A 16,952-nucleotide genomic window follows, 5' to 3' on the forward strand; every position below is an offset into this window, starting at 1 on the left:
GACCACCTGCCCGTCAGGCTTCGGGCTCCCCGCCCGAGAGCTCGAACTCCACCCCGGCGATCTCCACGGTGTCGCCGTCCCTGGCCCCCCTGGCCCGCAGCTCCGCCTCGATGCCGCTCCGGCGCAGGATCCGCAGGAAGCGGCGCACCGCCTCCTCGTTGTTCCAGGGCGTCATGGCCGCCAGCCGCTCGATCGCCTTGCCCTTCACGACCCAGGCGGCGTCAGGCCGCCGGCGGATGGTGAAGGCCGCCTCGTCCGCCGCGCGGAAGACGCGCTCTGCGGCCTCGCCGGCGTCCGGCACCACCGCCGGGCCCTCGGCCCGCACCGCGTCGAGCAGGTCCGCCACCGCGAGCAGCAGGGCGCCCACGCCCTGGCCCGTGGCGGCGGAGATCGGGAACACGCGGATCCCGCGCGACGCCATCGCGGCTTCGAACGACGGGAGGTGGGCCCGCGCCTCCGCCAGGTCCATCTTGTTGAAGGCCACGACGTGGGGGCGCTCGGCCAGCACCGGGCTGTACAGGGCGAGCTCCTTCCGGATGGTCTCGTAGTCGGCCAGGGGGTCGCGCCCCTCGATCCCGCTGCCGTCGACCACCTGGATGAGGACCCGGGTCCGCTCGACGTGGCGGAGGAACTCGTGCCCGAGGCCGACCCCGGCGTGGGCTCCCTCGATGAGCCCGGGGATGTCCGCCATGACGAAGCTGCGGCCGTCCCCCACCTCCACCACCCCGAGGTTGGGCGTCAGGGTGGTGAAGGGATAGTCGGCGATGCGGGGCCGGGCCGCGGTGGTGTGGGCCAGGAGGGTCGACTTGCCGGCGTTGGGGTAGCCGACCAGCCCGACGTCGGCCACCACCTTGAGCTCGAGGAGCAGCCAGCGCTCCTCACCGGGTTCCCCTTCTTCATACATGGTCGGAGCCCGGTGGGTCGGGGTGGCGAAGTGCATGTTGCCGCGGCCGCCCCGACCGCCGCGGGCGACGACGGCCCGCTGACCCGGCTCGACCAGGTCGAACAGGACCTCCCCCGTCTCGGCATCCCGGACGACCGTGCCAGGGGGCACCTTCACGACGAGGTCCTCCCCGTCCCGGCCGTGCATGCCCTTGCCCTTGCCGTGCTCGCCCCGCTCCGCCCGGTAGTGGCGCTGGTACTTGAAGTCGAGGAGGGTGCGCAGGCCCGGGTCGACCACGAGGACGACGTCGCCTCCCTTGCCGCCGTCGCCGCCGAACGGGCCACCCTCGGGCACGAACTTCTCGCGCCGCATCGCGTTCGAGCCGCGGCCCCCGTCGCCGCCCTTCACGTAGATCCTGGCAAGGTCCACGAACACGTGCCCTCACCCCACATGCGGGCCAACGACGAACGGGCCCCGGCTACCGGTCGCCGGGGCCCGCCGCCCAGTCTTCAGACCGAGGCCTGCTCGAGCGGTACCACACTCACGACCTTGCGGCCCTGGGGGCCCCTCCCGAAGACCACCACGCCGTCGGCGGTGGCGAAGAGGGTGTCGTCACCACCCCGGCGGACGTTGCGACCCGGGTGGAACCGGGTGCCCCGCTGGCGCACGAGGATGCTGCCGGCGGTGACCACCTGCCCGCCGTACCGCTTCACGCCAAGGAACTTCGGGTTGGAGTCCCGCCCGTTGCGGGAGCTGCCCACGCCCTTCTTGTGCGCGAAGTACTGGAGATACATGCCTATCCCCCCTCCGTCACCCGGACGTAGCCGCCGTAATCCTTCTCGATGTCCCGGAGCCCGAGCACCATCGTCTCCAGGATCGCCTGCGCGGTCCGCTCCGCCTCGGGCGTGCCGGGCTCCAGCCGGCAGTCGACGTACCCCTCCCGGTCCTCCTGCCGGACCGCGTGGGGAATCCGGGCCACGGAGCGGAGACCCAGGAGGGCGGTGAACACCACCGCCGTGACCCCGGCGCAGACGATGTCCCGGCCGGCCTCCGCGAACCCCGCGTGGCCCTGGACCGTGAAACCGGTGATGCGCCCGGCCTCGTCCCGCCGGACCCGGACCCGGATCATGCGCTAACCCTCGATGCTCTCGATCTGAAGCTCCGTGAACGGCTGGCGGTGACCCTGGCGGCGGCGGTAGTTCGACTTGGCCCGGAACTTGAAGACCAGGATCTTGGGCCCCTTGCCGTGGCCCACCACCCGGGCGCTCACCCGGGCGCCCGGCACCGTGGGCGTGCCGACCCGGAACTCCCCGTCCCGCTCGACCGCGAGCACCCGGTCGAACGTGACCGTCTCCCCCTCGCCGGCGGGGAGCCGCTCCACCCGGATCTTGTCCCCGGGCGCCACGCGGTACTGCTTGCCGCCGGTCTCGATGATGGCGTACAGCTCGTCCACCCCCCGATGTCAGACTCGCCGGACCGGGCGCAGCGGCCTTCCGGAGCCGGCCTCCGGCTTCTCCGCTGGCTTGGGGCCCTCGCCGCGCGGTTGGGCACCGGTCTGCCGACGGCAGCCAGTGACACTTCATCCTATCACGCGCCCCCCGCCGTGTCAACGCGGCCGCAGGGGCGGTGCCGCAGGGGCGAGCAGCCCCTGCGGCCGGGCGGATCACACCAGTCGGGCGCGGGCGTAGGTCCGGAAGGCCCGGACCACCTCCACCTGCACCTGCCGGCCGACCATCCCGCCGGCGCCGTCGATGTCGATCACGTACCCGTCCAGCCGGGCGATGCCGTCGCCGGGGTTGGTCACGTGCGGCTCCTCCACGGTGACGGTCAGCACCTGTCCCGGGCGGACCGGCAGGGCCTGCGCCTCCACCTCCGCCAGGCTGCCGAGGGCCCGGATGCGCAGGTCGCCCGGGTCGACCTGCGAATTGCCGCGCACGAAGATCGACCGCCCCAGCTCCCGCTCGAGCTGGCGCAGGTGCGCGCCCCCGGGCCCGATCACCAGCGCCGCCACCGACGGGTGCAGCTCCACCAGGATCGCCTCGGCGGCCGAGGTCAGGAGGGTGCGCCGGATCTCCGCCCGCGCCCGGCGGGCCAGCGTGTCCTCGGCGGGGACCCGGCCGCGCCCGTCGCAGTGCGGGCACGGCCGCAGGAGGATCTCGTCCAGGGTCTGCCGGGACTTCTTGCGGGTCAGCTCGACAAGGCCCAGCTGCGTGAGGCCCAGCACGTTCGTGCGGGTGCGGTCCCGCGCCAGGGCCTCCTCGAGCGCCTCGAGAACCCGCTGCCGGTCCTCGGGCAGGTCCATGTCGATGAAGTCCACCACCACGATGCCCCCGATGTCCCGCAGGCGCAGCTGCCGGGCGATCTCCGCCGCCGCCTCGAGGTTCGTGCGCAGCACGGTGTCCCGCAGGTCCGTGGTTCCCACGAACTTGCCGGTGTTCACGTCGATCGCCGTGAGGGCCTCGGTCCGGTCGATGACCAGGTACCCGCCCGACCGCAGCCACACCTTGCGCCGCAGCGCCCGCTCGATCTCCTGCTCCACGCCGTACCGGTCGAAGAGGGACACGGTGGTGGGCGTGTAGAGGCGGACCCGGGAGCGCAGGTGCGGGGCCATCAACTCCAGCCACTCCAGCACCCGCTCGTAGTCGGACGGGGAGTCGATGTAGAGCTCCGTCACGTCGTCGTCGAGCCAGTCCCGCACCACCCGCTGCACCAGGCCGAGGTCCCGGTGGACCAGGGAGCGGGCCTCCGCCGCGCGGGCCCGGGCCTCAACGCCCTGCCAGAGGCGGACCAGGTACTCGATGTCGCGCCGGAACTCGGCCTCGCTGGCCCCCTCGGCGACCGTCCGGACGATGAGGCCCATCCCCGGGGGCCGCAGGGACTCGGCGAGGGCCTTCAGCCGCTCCCGCTCGCGCTCCTTCGTGATCCGCCGGCTCACCCCGACGAACTCCACGCTGGGCATCAGGACCAGGTACCGGCCCGGCAGGGTCACGTGACGGGTCACCCGGGGGCCCTTCGTCCCGCTGGGCTCCTTGACGACCTGCACCAGCAGCTCCTGGCCGGGCCTCACGACGTCCCGGATCGCCGGCGGCGCGCCGTCCACCTCCAGACCCGGAGGGATGGCGTCGTCGACGAAGAGGAAGGCGTTGCGCTCCAGGCCGATGTCCACGAAGGCGGCCTGCATGCCGGGCAGGACGTTCTGCACCCGGCCCTTGTAGATGTTGCCGACGAGCTGCTGCCGGACCGCGCGCTCGAACAGGAGCTCGACGACCTGGCCGTCCTCCCGCATCGCCGCCCGGACCCCGTCGACGTCGACGCTCACCAGGATCTCCTTGGACAAGCCCCTTACCTCCACCCCTGCCTGTACACCCTTTATTGTACAGCCCCCGGGGCTCACCGGCGCTCCAGCAAGGCGGCGAGGGTCGCCTCGGGACCCAGGTGCGTGAAAGCCTCGACGAGACGCGTCTCCGTCAGGGTGCCCAGCGGCTCCAGCGACTCGTCCACCACGAGGACGAGCTGGTAGCTGCGGGACGCCAGGTGCGGGAGCACCTCGCGGAGCCGGCAGCTGCCAAGCGCCACCAGGGTGCGCGCCGGGATCACCCGGCGCTCCCGTAGACCCCCCCGGCGCCGCAGGAGGCTACGCATGGACCGGTAGAGGAGCGCCTCCTGCTCCCGGCCGGCCTCCAGGAAGATGAGGGGACCGCCGACCAGGGCGGTCCAGAGCGGACGCCCTGCCCCCGCCGCCAGCACGCCGGCGGCGAACAGGACCACCCCGCTGACCCGTCCGGCCGCCGCCATCCAGCGGGTGACCTGGGCGGGTCCGTGACGGTGGGCCAGGAGACCGCGCAGCGCCCGGCCGCCGTCGAGGGGCAGGGCCGGGAGCAGGTTGAAGAAGCCGAGGGAAAGGTTCAGGTTCAGGAAGAACTCGACCAGGGCCTGGTCCCACAGGGGCGCGCCCCGGAGAAGGTGGCCGAGGCCGGCCAGGAAGAAGCTCTGCACGGGCCCTGCCAGGGCGACGGGGACCTCGATCTGCGGCTCCTGGCCGAGGTCGACGGCCAGGCGCAGGGAACCGCCCACGGGGGAGAGCCGCAGGGACTCGACCTCCACCCCCATGACCGCCGCCACCAGGAGGTGCGCCAGCTCGTGCGCGGCCAGGGAACCCGCGACGAGCAGGCCGTGCACCGGGTACCCCAGGAAGACCGGCACGGCCAGGAGCACCACGAACAGAGGGTCGACCTCCAGGCGAAGCGCCGGGCCCAGCCGCAGCCGCACGCCGCTTCAGACCCCCGACCCCGCACCCAGGAGGGGAGCGGGGTCCACCGCGCGCCCGTCCTGGCGGACCTCCAGGTGCAGGTGCGGCCTCCAGGGCTCTCCGGGCGGCGGCTCACCCAGGACCCCGAGCACCTGCCCGGCCTCCACCCGCCGCCCGACCCCGGCCCCGGACGGCGTCACCGGCGCGTAGCGCGTGCTGAGGCCGCCCCCGTGGTCGACCTCCACGAAGGGCCCCAGGAGCGGGTCCCGCCCGACCCGGGCGACCACTCCGGCGCGCAGGGCGCGCACGGCGGCGCCCGGCTCAGCCGCGAGGTCGACGCCCTCGTGCAGTTCCTCCCCGCCCCCGGCGCGTCCGCGCCAGCCGAAGGGCGAGATCATCTCCCCTGCCACCGGCCGCGCGCCGGCGCCACCTCCGTCCCCGGCTGCCGGCCCCGGTCCGGCGGAAGGGCCACCGCCCGACGGTCCGCCGGCGGTGGCCCCGCTGCCGGCGGACACGCCCCCGGAGGGCGAGGATCCGGGGCGCTCCAGCGTGATCAGGCCAGGGTAGCCCGGCGCCGGCGCGGCGGCCTGGCCGCCCGGCGGGGAGACCGGGACGCCCCCCTCGGGCAGCGGGGGGCGGGTGCCCAGCGGTGCCTCGTCCCGGGAGGACGGGAGGGCGGGCGGCGGGGTCGGCGGCGAATCGACCCGCCCGGGGGCCGGCGCGGGCGGGAGGATCTCGTCCGCCAGGCGCTGAAGGCGGGCGCGCACCCCGCCATGGACGCCGGCCACCGCCCGCGACCAGCCGCCCTCCCGGGCCGCCCAGGCCGAAACCCGGCGCCAGGCGTCGCTGACGGAGAAGTCGCCGGCCACGTGACGGGCAACGGCCCGACGGGCGCCATCGAGCGAGGCGAAGGGAAGCCAGCGCACCAGGAGCGCCGCCCCCACCAGCGCGGCGGCAAGGGCGGTCTGGAGCCCGAGCCGCGACAGCGTCTCGGCCACGTCCTCCCGGCGCAGGAACTGGCGCAGCCGGCCGGGCGGACGCCGCCGCTCCGGCACCACCCCCGCGGACGGATCGGGCCAGACCTGGCGAACGCGCTCGCGCAACGGCTCCCACCCCCGTCCGCACCTGCCAGTCCACTCCCATACGTATGCCGCTGCCCTTCCGGCATTACGGGATCTCGCCGGCGCCGCCTCGTCCCGCGGAGCCGCGGACGGGCGCGGCGCATGGGCCGGCGGGCAGGGGGCACACTGGGTGACGGAGCCCGCGGTGGCGCCGGAGGGGGGTGCGGAGCGCGTGAACCGAGGTCACGGCGCGGAGCGGCCAAGCGTGAGCGGCCGTCCGGCTGGCGAGACCGGGCGGGAGCAGACGCTCGTCAAGCGCGACAGCCCGGACGACATCCGCGCGGATCGGGAAGGGACGCCGAACGCCCGCCGGGCGCAGCCGGCGGGCGGCGCCGGCGCGGATCCCCACCCCCGTGAGGACCACTGACGCCGATGTGATGAACCGGTCCGCCCTGCGGCCAGACTATCGGCGGAGGTGATGCCTCGTGGCCCGCCAGCAGATCGAGTGCACGGTGAGCAGCTGCTTCTACTGGGGAGACGGCGACCGGTGCCACGCCGAGCGGATCATCGTCACGGGGAACCCGGCCGGGATCCGGAACGCCCGCACTGAGTTCGGCCAGCTGGAGGGGCGGGACGCCGCGCATTCCAGCGAGACCCAGTGCCACACCTTCGTTCCGCGGCAGCAGGGCCCCAAGCCGGGAATCCGGCGGCTCGACGAGGTCTGACCGGAGACACGCGGGCCCGGTGCACGAGCACCGGGCCCGCAGGCTGGGCGGTTCAGCGGCCGAGCTGCCGCCGCCGCACCTCGGCCACCACCTGCTCGGCGCTCAGGCCCCGGGCGTCGATGACCGGCGCCCTCTGGCCCCGGGCGTCCCCACGGCCGGCCAGGTTCTCGCTCATGCCGGTCACGACGATCGCGTCGACCTGCAGGGTGGCGCCCGGCTCGAGCGGCACCACCTCGAACCCTTCGCGCTCCAGCGCCGCACGGACCGGCGCCAGGTTCGGCTCCACGGCTACGCGCCCTGGCACGGCTCTCACCTCGCCGGGCGTAGTGTGAGCCGCCCGGCGGGCCGCGTATTCCGCACCGAGCCGCGGCGAGGCCCGGGACTAGCCCCGGGCCTGGTGGAGTTCGGCCTGACAGCTCCGGCACAGGCCGTAGAACGTCACGATGTGATCCTGGATCTGAAACCCCGTCTTCTTCTGGATGGCCACCTCCAGCGACTCCATCAGGTCGTCCTGGAACTCGGTCACGCTGCCGCAGCGCGTGCAGATCAGGTGGTGGTGGTGGTGTGGCTCGTCCGGATCGTAAATCTCGAACCGCGCCCGCCCGTCGCCGAACTCCAGCTTCTTGAGGACTCCCAGGTCCACCAGGAGGTCGATGGTCCGGTACACGGTGGCGATGCCGTTGTTCGGGTAGAGCGCCTTCAGGTGCGTGTAGACCTCGTCCGCGCTCAGGTGCCGGCCCTTGTTCTGGAGAAAGATGTTGAGGATGGCCCACCGCTGCGGGGTCAGCTTGTGTCCCCGCTCCAGAAGCTTCTCGTAGATGTCCTTGAGGAGGGGCACGGTGCCTCACCTCGCTTGGACCGCCCCCTCCAGCATAGCCGGAACCCCGGGGGGCGTCAACGCGCCCGGGCGCCGGCCCTAACCGGCCCCGCCCGGCGCCCCTGCGCCGTCTGCGGGCGGGCTGCTCCCGCCGCCGGTCATGCCGGTCGTGCCCCCACTGTTCCCTGTCGTCCCGCCGTTCGTGCCGCTACCCGTGGTTCCACCTGCGCCGGTCTGGCCGGCTCCAGCCGTGCCCTCGCTTCCACCCGGCTGGGTGCCAATCCCCGCCGCACCGCCGGCGGCTGCCCCGGCTTGCGAACTCCCGGCCGCCGAGCCGGCTCCGTCGCCGCCAGGAGCCGCAGGCGGCGCCTGGCCGGCCGCGCGGCCGGCGTTGCCCGCCTCCGAGGGGGAGCCGGGCTCACCGGCACCCGCCTTCGCCTTCGCCGCCTCCTGGGCCTGCCGGGCCTTCTCCGCCTCCTGCCGCCCCCGGTCCTGGGCCGCCCACCGCCGGACCACCGCCTCCAGCTCCGCCTGGTCCTCCCGCGCCTTCTCGAGGAACCGGGCCGGCGGCTCCGCGCCGAGGAGCATCCGGTAGGCCTCCGTCCGGAGCTTCACCAGGTCCGGGATGAGGTAATAGACGCCGTGCAGGTACCGGTCGTTCCCGCCGGCGACCAGGGTCTGCAGGTGCGGGCCCTGGGTTTGCGAACCCTGTGCCACTTCCTTGCCGGCCATCGCGAAGTCGAGCAGCTGACCGAGGCCCAGGTCGGTGTCCACGGCCTGGTAGAGGGACCTCACCAGTCCCGGCAGGCGCACCACCACCGAGGGGCTCAGCGCCTTGTCCAGCAGGAGTTTCACGACCTCCTGCTGGCGCCGCATCCGCCCCCAGTCGCCCTCCTCGTCGTGGCGGAAGCGGGCGTACTTCAGGGCCTGTTCGCCGTTCAGGTGCTGGGGGCCGGGCTTGAAGTCGATCACGAGGCCGCCGTTGTCGTCGTAGGGGTCCACGTAGTACATCCGCTTCGGGATGTTCACGTCGATGCCGCCGAGCGCGTCGACGATCTTCTCGAAGCCCTGGAAGTCCAGCCGGGCGTAGTGGTCGATGGGGATGTCGAGCATCCGTTCCACGGTGGCCAGCGCCAGCTCCGTCCCACCGTAGGCGTAGGCGTGTGCGAGCTTGTCGTACCCGCGGCCGGGAATCTCCACTAGGGTGTCCCGTGGCAAGGAGATGAGGGTCAGGACCCGGTCCTTCGGGTGAACCGCCGCGACCAGCACGGTGTCGGATCGCCCCTTGGAGTCCTTGCGGTCGTCGACGCCCAGGATGAGAACCGTCGTGCGGCCGAGGCGAGCCGGCGAGGGCGCGCTCGGCCCTTCCGCCCGGGCCTCGGCCCCCGCGCGGACGCCGACCCGCCCCCCGAAGCCGAAAAGGCGTCTCGCCGCCGCCCCCGCGATGCTGAGGGCGATCACCAGGGCCACCGCCGTGACCACGTACCAGCCGGATCGGGAACCCTTCATCGACCGCTCGACCTCTTGCCCCAACTGCGAGCCGCTTCTCTGCGCGATCCGCTTGATCGAAGGTTAGACGGCGCGGACACGCACCCGGTTCCTCATTATAGCCTTCCTGCCGGTCCCACGGAACGGCAAGGGCTGGCGCCGCCCCGGGACGGCGCCAGCCCCTGCAGAGGTGTACCGGCCCTCAGCCGTCCCCCGCCGGGGCGCAGGCGACCTCCTGGACCAGGCGGTAGGCCCTGGGCGACGGCTTGAGCGGCCGCATGAGCCAGTAGGGGCGGCGCAGGCCGCCCGGACCGGGCGCGGGCCGGGTCAGCTCGAGCCACCGCCGGAAGACCGCCCGGGAGCGGGCGGTATCGACGGCGATGTCCCCGTACCGGTCCTCGGGCCGGGCCTTGGTCACCCGTGCGCGCACGTGCCAGCAGTGGGCCCCGGAGATGGGGTCCGGCTGGACCGGGAAGATGAGGTTCTGGTGCACGCCCGCCTCCCGCCACCCGATCCGGGAGGAGTCGGGGTCGGAGCTCGGGAAGGGCTGAGCCCCGTGGAGCTGCTTCATCTGCCAGTTCGTGCCTGCCCGCTCGAGCTTCACGAGGGACGAGTTCCACCGGTCGCTGCCGTGGTCCTCGTGGAGGCGCCAGCGGCCGAGGTGGTGGGAGCAGGCCACGACGCCGGGCCGGATGGCCTCCGTCACCCACACCCGGTCGACGAGGTAGCCGATCTCCGTCTCCACCCGTACCAGATCGCCCGTCCGCACACCCAGCCGCCGGGCGTCGCGCGGGTTGATCCACAGCGGGTTGTGGTGGGCGGTCTCGTAGAGCCACTTGGCCCCGTTGGTACGGGTGTGGATGAGCGTGGGCAGGCGGAACGTGGGCAGGAGGATGAACTCCGACTCGTCCCAGCGGATCCGTGCGTGGTGCACCTGGCTCGTGATGTGGGGCATGGCCTGGCGGCCGGCCTCGTCGAGCGGGTAGACGGGCAGCGCGTACTCGGGCCAGCCCCAGTCACGCAGGGTCGTGGAGTAGAACTCGAGCAGCCCCGAGGGGGTCGGGAAGCCGGTCCGCGCCTCGCCCTCCACCATGACCCCGACACGGTAGCGCCCCTCCCCGTCCTGGAAGGGCCCGGGATACGGGCGGTAGTTCACCTTGGGCGGCGGCGACGAGGTGTACACGCCGCCGTCCGGCCCCACGGCCGCCCCGGCGAGGACCTGGGGAGGCACGGGCCGCTCGTGCTCCTCGTACACGGCGCCCGGCAGCTCGAAGGCGCCATGCCGGCGCATGTACTCGAAGGGGGTGAGGCCCGCGCGCTCGGCGGCCTCCGGAAGCCCGGGCACGCCGTTCTCGAAGATCCAGCGGTAGTACTCGTCGATGCGGATCTTCTCGCCGGGCCGGTACGGCGACTCGTGGTGCTGCCGGACGCCCAGCGACCCGTCGGGGTCGATCCGCCACGAGAGCTCGATCCAGAACTCGTTTTCCTCCCACACCTCGCCCGGGTTGGCCAAGCGGGTGTCCCCGACCGGCCGGCCGAGGCGCTCCGCCGCCACCCGCCGCACGGGCTGGCGGAAGCCGACCCACTGCTTTGCGTGGGTCTCGTAACTGTGCAGGTCGTGTCGCTCGGGCCCCAGGCCCATGGGAAGGACGTAGTCGGCGTACTGGGCGGTCTCGTTCCAGGTGGGCGTGAGTGCCACGTGCAGGCCGATGCGGTCCGACAGGAACATCTCGATCCACGAGAACCCGTCCGGGTTGGTCCAGACTGGGTTGTAGACCCGGGTGAAGTACACGTCCAGCTTCTTGTCGAGCCGCTCCAGGAGGTGCGGGAGCAGGAAGCTCATCTCGAAGTGGGAGAGCGGGTACTCCTTCGGCCAGTGGGCCTCGTTCCACGCCTCGATCGGGTGCGGGTGGGTCGGCGGCTTGGGCACGAACTTGGCGTAGGCGCTCGGCAGGCACCCGCCCTTCGTCCCGACGGATCCCGTGAGCACGTGCAGGAAGAACAGGTTCCGGGCGACCATCCACCCGCCGAGGTGCCCGGCCGCGGCGCCGCGCCAGATGTGGCTGGCGAAGGCGGTGCCCGCCCGGCCGATCTCCCGGGCGATGGCCCGGAGGGCGCCCGCCTCGACCCCGCACTCGGCGGCGGCCCACTCGGGGGTGTACGGCCGGTAGAGTTCCCGCAGGAGCCACAGGAAGCCGCCGAAGTCGTCCGCGGGCGGGAGGCGCTCCAGCCGGCCGAGGTCGGCCAGGTACTGCAGGTACTCCCGGTCCGCCATGAGTTGGCGCCAGTTCACCCACCGGCGCACGAAGTCGGTGTTGAGGTACCCCTCCTCGATGAGGACGTGGGCGATCGCCAGCAGCATCCCGGCCTCCGTGCCCGGCCAGGGCGACAGCCACCAGTCGGCCGCCGCCGCCGTGTTCGAGAGCCGGGGGTCGACGACCGCGATCCGGGCGCCCGCCTGCTTCGCCTCCATGATCCGCTGGGCGTGCGGGTTGAAGTAGTGTCCCGCCTCCAGGTGCGAGGACATGAGCAGGATGAACCGGGCGTTGGCGTGGTCGGGCGCCGGGCGGTCGATGCCCATCCACATCGCGTACCCCACGCGGGCGCCGGCCGAGCACACGTTCGTGTGGGAGTTGTGACCGTCCACGCCCCAGGTGAGCAGCACCCGCTCGGTGAACAGGTCCTCGCCCGGCCGGCCCACGTGGTAGACCACGCTGTCCCGGCGCCCGGCCAGGAGGGCCGCCCGGATCCGTCCGGCGATGTCGTCCAGCGCCTCGTCCCAACTCACGCGCTCCCACTTCCCCTCCCCGCGGGCGCCCGCACGCCGCAGCGGGTAGAGGATGCGGTCCGGGTTCGACACCTGGGTGACGGTCGCCGGGCCCTTGGCGCAGTTCCGACCCCGGCTGGCCGGATGCAGGGGATGGCCCTCGAGCTTGCGGATCTCCAGGGTCTGGACATCCACGTAGGCCAGGAGTCCGCAAGCGGCTTCGCAGTTGAAGCAGACGGTGGGGACCAGGGTGTACTCCCGTTCGACCCGCCGGGGCCACGCCCGGGCGTCGAGCTCTCGCCACCGTTCCCACTTCTCCGGTGCCGGGTGTGTCTCCAGGGAGCCGAACCCGGGGAAACGCCCCCGGGCGCCGACCTCCTCGGGGATCTCCATCCGCGCCATCGTGCTACCTCCCCTGCGCCGACGGTTCGTGCTCCGCCGCGCTCAGCTGAGTGGAACGCTCTGGCCGGCCTGGACGTAGGCGTGCTCGTACGCCAGGAGCCCGGCCAGGGCCAGCATGGCGCCGCTGGCGCCCCAGCCGGCGCCGGCGGCGAAGGCCGCGGCCGCCGCGAGCGCCAGGCCACCCCAGAAGAGCCGGGCGTAGGTGCCCCGGGTGAGGTGCCAGGCGGCGCGGGCGGCATCCCGGGTGCCGTGCGGGATGGTCAGTTCGGACAGGACCACGGCCACGTGCGCGGCGGCGCCGCCCGCCAGGCCCCACAGGAGCGCCGGCCCGGCCTCCACGCCGGAGGCGATCGCCAGGAGCAGCACCGCGGCCGCCCCGGCCACGAGGGCCTGCACCAGCAGGTGGATGGGCAGCAGCGGGTTCTGCCAGAGGTCCCGCGCCTTCGCCTGGGCAAAGAGGAAGGCCGTGTAGATGGCCGTCAGGGTGCCGAGGATCGCCCCGGGAACCCGTAGCCCGACCACCAGGCCCTGCCAGCCGGCCAGCCGGCCCAGCAGGTCCATCGCCAGGAGCGCACCGTAGGCGGTGATCACGTACGCGCCCCGCGCAAGCCAGGAGTTCCACCGCGGCCGCACGAGAATGCGCCAGAACCGCTCCGGGTGGGCCAGGTCAGCGATGAGCAGGGCACCGGTCAGGCCCAGGAAGAGGAGGGCGACCGCCGTCGCCGCCAGCTCCACCCCGGCGCCCAGGCCCGCCCCGAACCAGGCGAGGAGGGCAGGGACCAGGTAGGCGCCGGCGGCCACCGACTTGGTCCACGTGTAGGCCGAAACCCGCCAGTCCCAGGGAGCGCCGTGGGGGACGTCGTACTGCAGGACGGCCGCCGCGGCGGTGCTGCGGGGCTCCCTCGCCGGCCGGCGGGTGTTGGCGAAGCCGCCCTCCCGCACCAGGAGCTCGAGCAGGAGGTCCGGCTCCGGCGGGTAGCGCTCGTGCTGCTCCGCCGTCGCGTGGATCGGGGGCAGGGCGGCCAGCCCCGGCACGCGCGTGAAGTCGCTGGCGTCGAGGTAGAAGAGCTTGGGGTTGGTCTCCTTCTCGGGCTTGCGCACCGCGACCTTGCCCGTGGCCACCAGCCGGGAGACCTCGCTCTCGGGGTCGGCCAGGTCGCCCACGATGATCGCGCGCTCGGGGCAGACCGCCACGCAGGCGGGCTCGAGGCCCTGGTCGATGCGATGGGCGCAGAAGTTGCACTTCTCGGCGCTGTGCGAGACGGGGTCGATATAGATCGCGTCGTACGGGCACGCGGCCATGCACGCCTTGCAGCCGATGCACGCGTCCCGGTCGAAGTCCACGATCCCGTCCGGGCGGCGGTACATGGCCGTGACAGGGCAGATGGCAGCGCACGGCGCGTCCTCGCACTGGTTGCAGCGGGTCACCTGGAAGTGCCGCTGGACGCTGGGGTAGGTGCCCACCTCGACCTGCTTGACGTAGGTGCGGGTGACGCCCAGCGGCACCTGGTGTTCGGACTTGCAGGCGATCGTGCAGGCGTGGCAGCCGATGCACTTCCCCTGGTCGATGACCTTGCCCCAGAGCGTCATCGGTCAGCCGCCCTTCCGGACGTAGTAGCGGAAGACCCCGCCGTCCTCTTCCCAGTGCAGCAGCTCGTGTTTCTGGCTCTCGCACCACGCCGGGATGTCGGTGACCGACCCGCGGTCGGTGGCGAGGACCTCCAGGATGGCCCCGGCCGGGAGGTCCCGGATCGCCCGGCTGGCGCGGACGACCGGCATGGGGCACAGGAGGCCCCGGGCGTCAAGGGTGGAATCCACCTTCTCCGGCTTCATCTCGCGTGTTCCCCCCCACCCCGCTTACACGAAGAGCGTGACGTGGGCGCGCGACGCCTCGTTCAGGAACGCGGCCGCCCCGCCGACCTCGATCCCGTCGATCAGATCCTCCCGCTTGAAGCCCAGGACGTCCATCGTCATCTGGCAGGCGATCAGGCGGACGCCGCTCTCGATGCAGACGTCCCGGAGCTCGGCGACGGAGGGGACCCCCTTCTTCCGGAACATGTCGGACATCATCCAGGTGGCGGCGCTGCGCACGCCGGGCAAGGCGGCCACCAGGTTGGGAACCGGGATGGGCATCGCCGGGTTACCGATGGGGTCGACCTGAACCCGCAGGTCCCGCTTCAGCAGGTTCAACCCGTAGAAGGTGAAGAAGACGGCCGCGTCCATGCCCATGGCGGCGGCGGCGGAGGCCAGGATGAACGGCGGGTAGGCCCAGTCGAGTGTACCCTTTGAGGCGATGATCCGGCACGTCTGCCTGGCGCGGTCACCCTCCAGTGCCTTCCGAACCTCCGCGGCCACCAGATCCGGCAGCCGTTTCCTGAGGTAGGCCTCGACGGCCTCCTCAAGGGTCCGCCCGGCGGGCACCTCACCTGCCCGGTCCGGCACAGCCATCGGTGATCACTCCTTTCTTGATTAAGCAGTTTTGCAAGCAAGAAGTACGATTGGCGGGTTGAACGCCTTTTCCTGCCTCGGGCAAACGTGTCGTTACCTCCAATTCTACGGCGAGACCCGTTACTTTCGCAATCAAGAAATTGGTCGCCAGAGAAGGCGAGCCGCCAAGGCGGCCGGAAACGCAAGCGCCCTGCCGGGTTGGCGCTCACCCGGGCAGGGCGCAGACTGCCCTTCCGAACCGGAGCGATCGACTTACGAAATCGACGCGGAGGCCGGCCCGCGGCCGGGCCGCCAACCCACCTGGCGGGACATCTCGGCTGCGGCCCGGGTGACGAGCGGGGCCAGCGCCGCCGGGCCGCCCTCGCCGAGGCGGAAGAGCGGCACGCTGATGCTGATCGCCGCCACCTGCCCGCGCGGGTCCCGCACTGCGGCCGCCACGCAGGCGATCCCCTCCATGGACTCCTCCCGGTCGATGGCATACCCGCGCCGCCGCACCCCTGCCAGGTCGATGAGCAGGCCCCGCCGCGTGGTGATGCTCCGGGGCGTCATGGCCGGCAGCGGGTCGGAGCCGTAGCGGCGCTCCACCTCGCCGTCCGGCAGGGTCGCCAGGAGCGCCTTGCCCAGGGCCGTGCAGTGCGCCGGGACCCGCTTCCCCACCGCGGACACCAGCCGGACCGGCCGCACGCCCTCCTGCTTGGCCACGTAGACGATCTCGGTGCCCTCCAGGACGGCCATCTGCACGGTCTCGCCGGTCTCCTCCACGAGCTGGCGCGCCACGGCGTTGAAGGACCGGAAGAGGTCGTTGTGCTCCAGGTACGCGTAGCCCACCTCGAAGGTGCGAAGGCCGAGCCGGTATGGCCCGCGGCCGGACCGGGACACGTACCCCTCCGCCTCCAGGGTGTACAGCACAGGGAACAGGCTGCTTTTCGGGGCCCCCAGCTCCCGGCTGAGGTCCGCCAGGCTGAGCCCGTCCGGATACCTGCCGAGCACCTCCAGCACCTGCATGGTCCGGGCCACCGTCTGGGCGTAGTAGGCGTTCGCACGCTCCACGGCCATGCGCTGCTCACTCCCCCGCGGACCCCGCGCCGAATGTTCGTGATTACGAACGTCTATTCCAATTCTCGTTTGCCGCCCATTCTACGACCAATTGTGTCACGTGTCAACGCGCGTTCCGGCGGCGGCCGGTCGGGCCCGACCGGCCCGCTCACGGATGGCGGCGCCGGCGGGGCTCCACGTCGTGGACGGGAACGTACTGCACGGAGGGGCGACGTCCCGCGGGCTGGGGGAAGAGCTCCATGAGTTCGTAGACCTCGCGGGGCAGCCCGGCACGCACCGGCAGGCCGTAAGACCGGAGCTTCTCGAAGGTGATGGGGTAGTCATGGGTCCACTGCCCCTCCGTGAGGTCGCGGACGATCGTCTCCGCCCGGTCGGGGGGAAGCTTGTCCGCCACCAGCTCGCGGACGAAGTCCTGCACCTGGCGCACGGCCTTCTCCGCGACGTCGGCCAGGATGAGGGTCTCGTCGTCGACCTCGGCCACGGGCTTGCGGCTCACGGCCCGCAGGATGGAGGCGGCGGGGAACTGGCCGAGCTGGGGATCCACCGGGCCGAGCACCGCGTGCTCGTCCATAACGATCTCGTCCGCCGCCAGCGCCAGCAGGGTGCCGCCCGACATCGCGTAGTGAGGCACGAACACGGTCACCCTGGCGGGGTGGCGGCGAAGCGCGGCGGCGATCTGCTCGGCGGCCAGGACGAGTCCGCCGGGGGTGTGCAGGACCAGGTCGATGGGCATGTCCCCCGGGGTGAGGCGGACGGCCCGGAGCACCTGCTCGGAGTCCTCGATGTTGATGTAGCGGGCCAGCGGGATACCCAGGAGGCTCAAGGCCTCCTGCCGGTGGATGAGCGTGATCACCCGCGTGCCCCGGCGCCGCTGAAGTTCGTGGATCTTCCAGAGGCGGCGCAGGTGGATCCGCTGCCGCTCCCAGGCAGGCCACACGAACGTCGCGAACAGGAAGAGGAACCAGAAGAGGCTGGCCGGATCGGCCGTCGGCACGGCGGCAACCCCCCGTGGGGCCCGGGGCCGGAAGAGTCGCCTGCCCGCCGGCCGGGAGCCCC

Annotated in this window: 18 protein-coding genes; 2 read left to right on the forward strand and 16 right to left on the reverse strand. The window is 72.7% G+C overall.

Translation table 11 applies throughout. From position 1 onward, the window contains the following. Positions 1–13: 13 nt before the first annotated feature. From obgE to caldi_RS12640, 7 genes are all read right to left on the reverse strand, one after another. Positions 14–1,318, reverse strand: coding sequence for a GTPase ObgE (gene obgE, locus caldi_RS12610; protein WP_264842110.1), 1,305 nt, complete (start codon positions 1,316–1,318; stop codon positions 14–16). A gap of 74 nt (positions 1,319–1,392) precedes the next feature. After that, positions 1,393–1,677 (reverse strand): 50S ribosomal protein L27, encoded by a 285-nt coding sequence (gene rpmA / locus caldi_RS12615; RefSeq protein WP_264842111.1) that lies wholly within the window; start codon positions 1,675–1,677, stop codon positions 1,393–1,395. A gap of 2 nt (positions 1,678–1,679) precedes the next feature. Continuing rightward, the gene (locus caldi_RS12620) at positions 1,680–2,012 is read right to left on the reverse strand and encodes a ribosomal-processing cysteine protease Prp (protein WP_264842112.1); all 333 of its coding nucleotides are present in this window, start codon (positions 2,010–2,012) and stop codon (positions 1,680–1,682) included. A 3-nt stretch (positions 2,013–2,015) separates the two neighbouring features. After that, the gene (rplU, locus tag caldi_RS12625) at positions 2,016–2,327 is read right to left on the reverse strand and encodes a 50S ribosomal protein L21 (protein WP_264844800.1); all 312 of its coding nucleotides are present in this window, start codon (positions 2,325–2,327) and stop codon (positions 2,016–2,018) included. Between the two features lie 219 nt (positions 2,328–2,546). Next, on the reverse strand, positions 2,547–4,220 hold the full coding sequence (locus tag caldi_RS12630; RefSeq protein ID WP_264842113.1) for an Rne/Rng family ribonuclease: 1,674 nt from the start codon (positions 4,218–4,220) through the stop codon (positions 2,547–2,549). Positions 4,221–4,273: 53 nt separating this feature from the next. Beyond that, positions 4,274–5,152, reverse strand: a complete 879-nt coding sequence (locus caldi_RS12635) for a site-2 protease family protein (RefSeq protein ID WP_264842114.1) — start codon at positions 5,150–5,152, stop codon at positions 4,274–4,276. Positions 5,153–5,158: 6 nt separating this feature from the next. Further along, positions 5,159–6,235 (reverse strand): M23 family metallopeptidase, encoded by a 1,077-nt coding sequence (locus caldi_RS12640; protein WP_264842116.1) that lies wholly within the window; start codon positions 6,233–6,235, stop codon positions 5,159–5,161. 148 nt (positions 6,236–6,383) lie between these two features. On the opposite strand from caldi_RS12640, the gene caldi_RS12645 reads away from it, so the two are divergent. Then, positions 6,384–6,620 carry a hypothetical protein gene (locus caldi_RS12645; RefSeq protein ID WP_264842117.1) on the forward strand — a complete coding sequence of 79 codons (237 nt, stop codon included), beginning with the start codon at positions 6,384–6,386 and terminating at the stop codon, positions 6,618–6,620. A gap of 58 nt (positions 6,621–6,678) precedes the next feature. After that, positions 6,679–6,918, forward strand: coding sequence for a DUF1540 domain-containing protein (locus caldi_RS12650; RefSeq protein WP_264842118.1), 240 nt, complete (start codon positions 6,679–6,681; stop codon positions 6,916–6,918). A 52-nt stretch (positions 6,919–6,970) separates the two neighbouring features. Here the strand turns inward: caldi_RS12650 and caldi_RS12655 are convergent, their stop codons facing one another. The 9 genes from caldi_RS12655 to caldi_RS12700 all read right to left on the reverse strand — a co-directional run bounded on the left by caldi_RS12655 (position 6,971) and on the right by caldi_RS12700 (position 16,890). Further along, positions 6,971–7,222, reverse strand: coding sequence for a YkuS family protein (locus tag caldi_RS12655; RefSeq protein ID WP_264842119.1), 252 nt, complete (start codon positions 7,220–7,222; stop codon positions 6,971–6,973). Between the two features lie 78 nt (positions 7,223–7,300). Further along, positions 7,301–7,756 carry a Fur family transcriptional regulator gene (locus tag caldi_RS12660; protein WP_264842120.1) on the reverse strand — a complete coding sequence of 152 codons (456 nt, stop codon included), beginning with the start codon at positions 7,754–7,756 and terminating at the stop codon, positions 7,301–7,303. A gap of 78 nt (positions 7,757–7,834) precedes the next feature. Next, positions 7,835–9,244 (reverse strand): LCP family protein, encoded by a 1,410-nt coding sequence (locus tag caldi_RS12665; RefSeq protein WP_264842121.1) that lies wholly within the window; start codon positions 9,242–9,244, stop codon positions 7,835–7,837. Positions 9,245–9,425: 181 nt separating this feature from the next. Next, on the reverse strand, positions 9,426–12,392 hold the full coding sequence (locus caldi_RS12670; protein ID WP_264842122.1) for a molybdopterin-dependent oxidoreductase: 2,967 nt from the start codon (positions 12,390–12,392) through the stop codon (positions 9,426–9,428). 42 nt (positions 12,393–12,434) lie between these two features. Continuing rightward, positions 12,435–13,982, reverse strand: coding sequence for a 4Fe-4S dicluster domain-containing protein (locus caldi_RS17660; RefSeq protein WP_319951755.1), 1,548 nt, complete (start codon positions 13,980–13,982; stop codon positions 12,435–12,437). Positions 13,983–13,985: 3 nt separating this feature from the next. Next, positions 13,986–14,225, reverse strand: coding sequence for a sulfurtransferase TusA family protein (locus caldi_RS12685; protein WP_264842123.1), 240 nt, complete (start codon positions 14,223–14,225; stop codon positions 13,986–13,988). A gap of 24 nt (positions 14,226–14,249) precedes the next feature. Further along, the gene (locus tag caldi_RS12690) at positions 14,250–14,840 is read right to left on the reverse strand and encodes a DsrE/DsrF/DrsH-like family protein (RefSeq protein ID WP_264842124.1); all 591 of its coding nucleotides are present in this window, start codon (positions 14,838–14,840) and stop codon (positions 14,250–14,252) included. 252 nt (positions 14,841–15,092) lie between these two features. Further along, a complete protein-coding gene (locus caldi_RS12695; RefSeq protein WP_264842125.1) occupies positions 15,093–15,896 on the reverse strand; it encodes an IclR family transcriptional regulator in 804 nt (267 codons plus the stop codon). Positions 15,897–16,044: 148 nt separating this feature from the next. Continuing rightward, positions 16,045–16,890 carry an SDH family Clp fold serine proteinase gene (locus tag caldi_RS12700; RefSeq protein ID WP_264842126.1) on the reverse strand — a complete coding sequence of 282 codons (846 nt, stop codon included), beginning with the start codon at positions 16,888–16,890 and terminating at the stop codon, positions 16,045–16,047. Between the last annotated feature and the right edge of the window lie 62 nt (positions 16,891–16,952).

It is taken from the genome of Caldinitratiruptor microaerophilus, from assembly GCF_025999835.1.
In the GTDB taxonomy this organism is placed as follows: domain Bacteria; phylum Bacillota; class Sulfobacillia; order Symbiobacteriales; family ZC4RG38; genus Caldinitratiruptor; species Caldinitratiruptor microaerophilus.

Bases quoted from the DNA above. Each gene is read 5' to 3' on its own strand.
- rpmA (WP_264842111.1), bottom strand. From the start codon at position 1,677: ATGTATCTCCAGTACTTCGCGCACAAGAAGGGCGTGGGCAGCTCCCGC.
- caldi_RS12620 (WP_264842112.1), bottom strand. From the start codon at position 2,012: ATGATCCGGGTCCGGGTCCGGCGGGACGAGGCCGGGCGCATCACCGGT.
- caldi_RS12665 (WP_264842121.1), bottom strand. From the start codon at position 9,244: ATGAAGGGTTCCCGATCCGGCTGGTACGTGGTCACGGCGGTGGCCCTG.
- caldi_RS12670 (WP_264842122.1), bottom strand. From the start codon at position 12,392: ATGGCGCGGATGGAGATCCCCGAGGAGGTCGGCGCCCGGGGGCGTTTC.
- caldi_RS17660 (WP_319951755.1), bottom strand. From the start codon at position 13,982: ATGACGCTCTGGGGCAAGGTCATCGACCAGGGGAAGTGCATCGGCTGC.
- caldi_RS12685 (WP_264842123.1), bottom strand. From the start codon at position 14,225: ATGAAGCCGGAGAAGGTGGATTCCACCCTTGACGCCCGGGGCCTCCTG.
- caldi_RS12690 (WP_264842124.1), bottom strand. From the start codon at position 14,840: ATGGCTGTGCCGGACCGGGCAGGTGAGGTGCCCGCCGGGCGGACCCTT.
- caldi_RS12695 (WP_264842125.1), bottom strand. From the start codon at position 15,896: ATGGCCGTGGAGCGTGCGAACGCCTACTACGCCCAGACGGTGGCCCGG.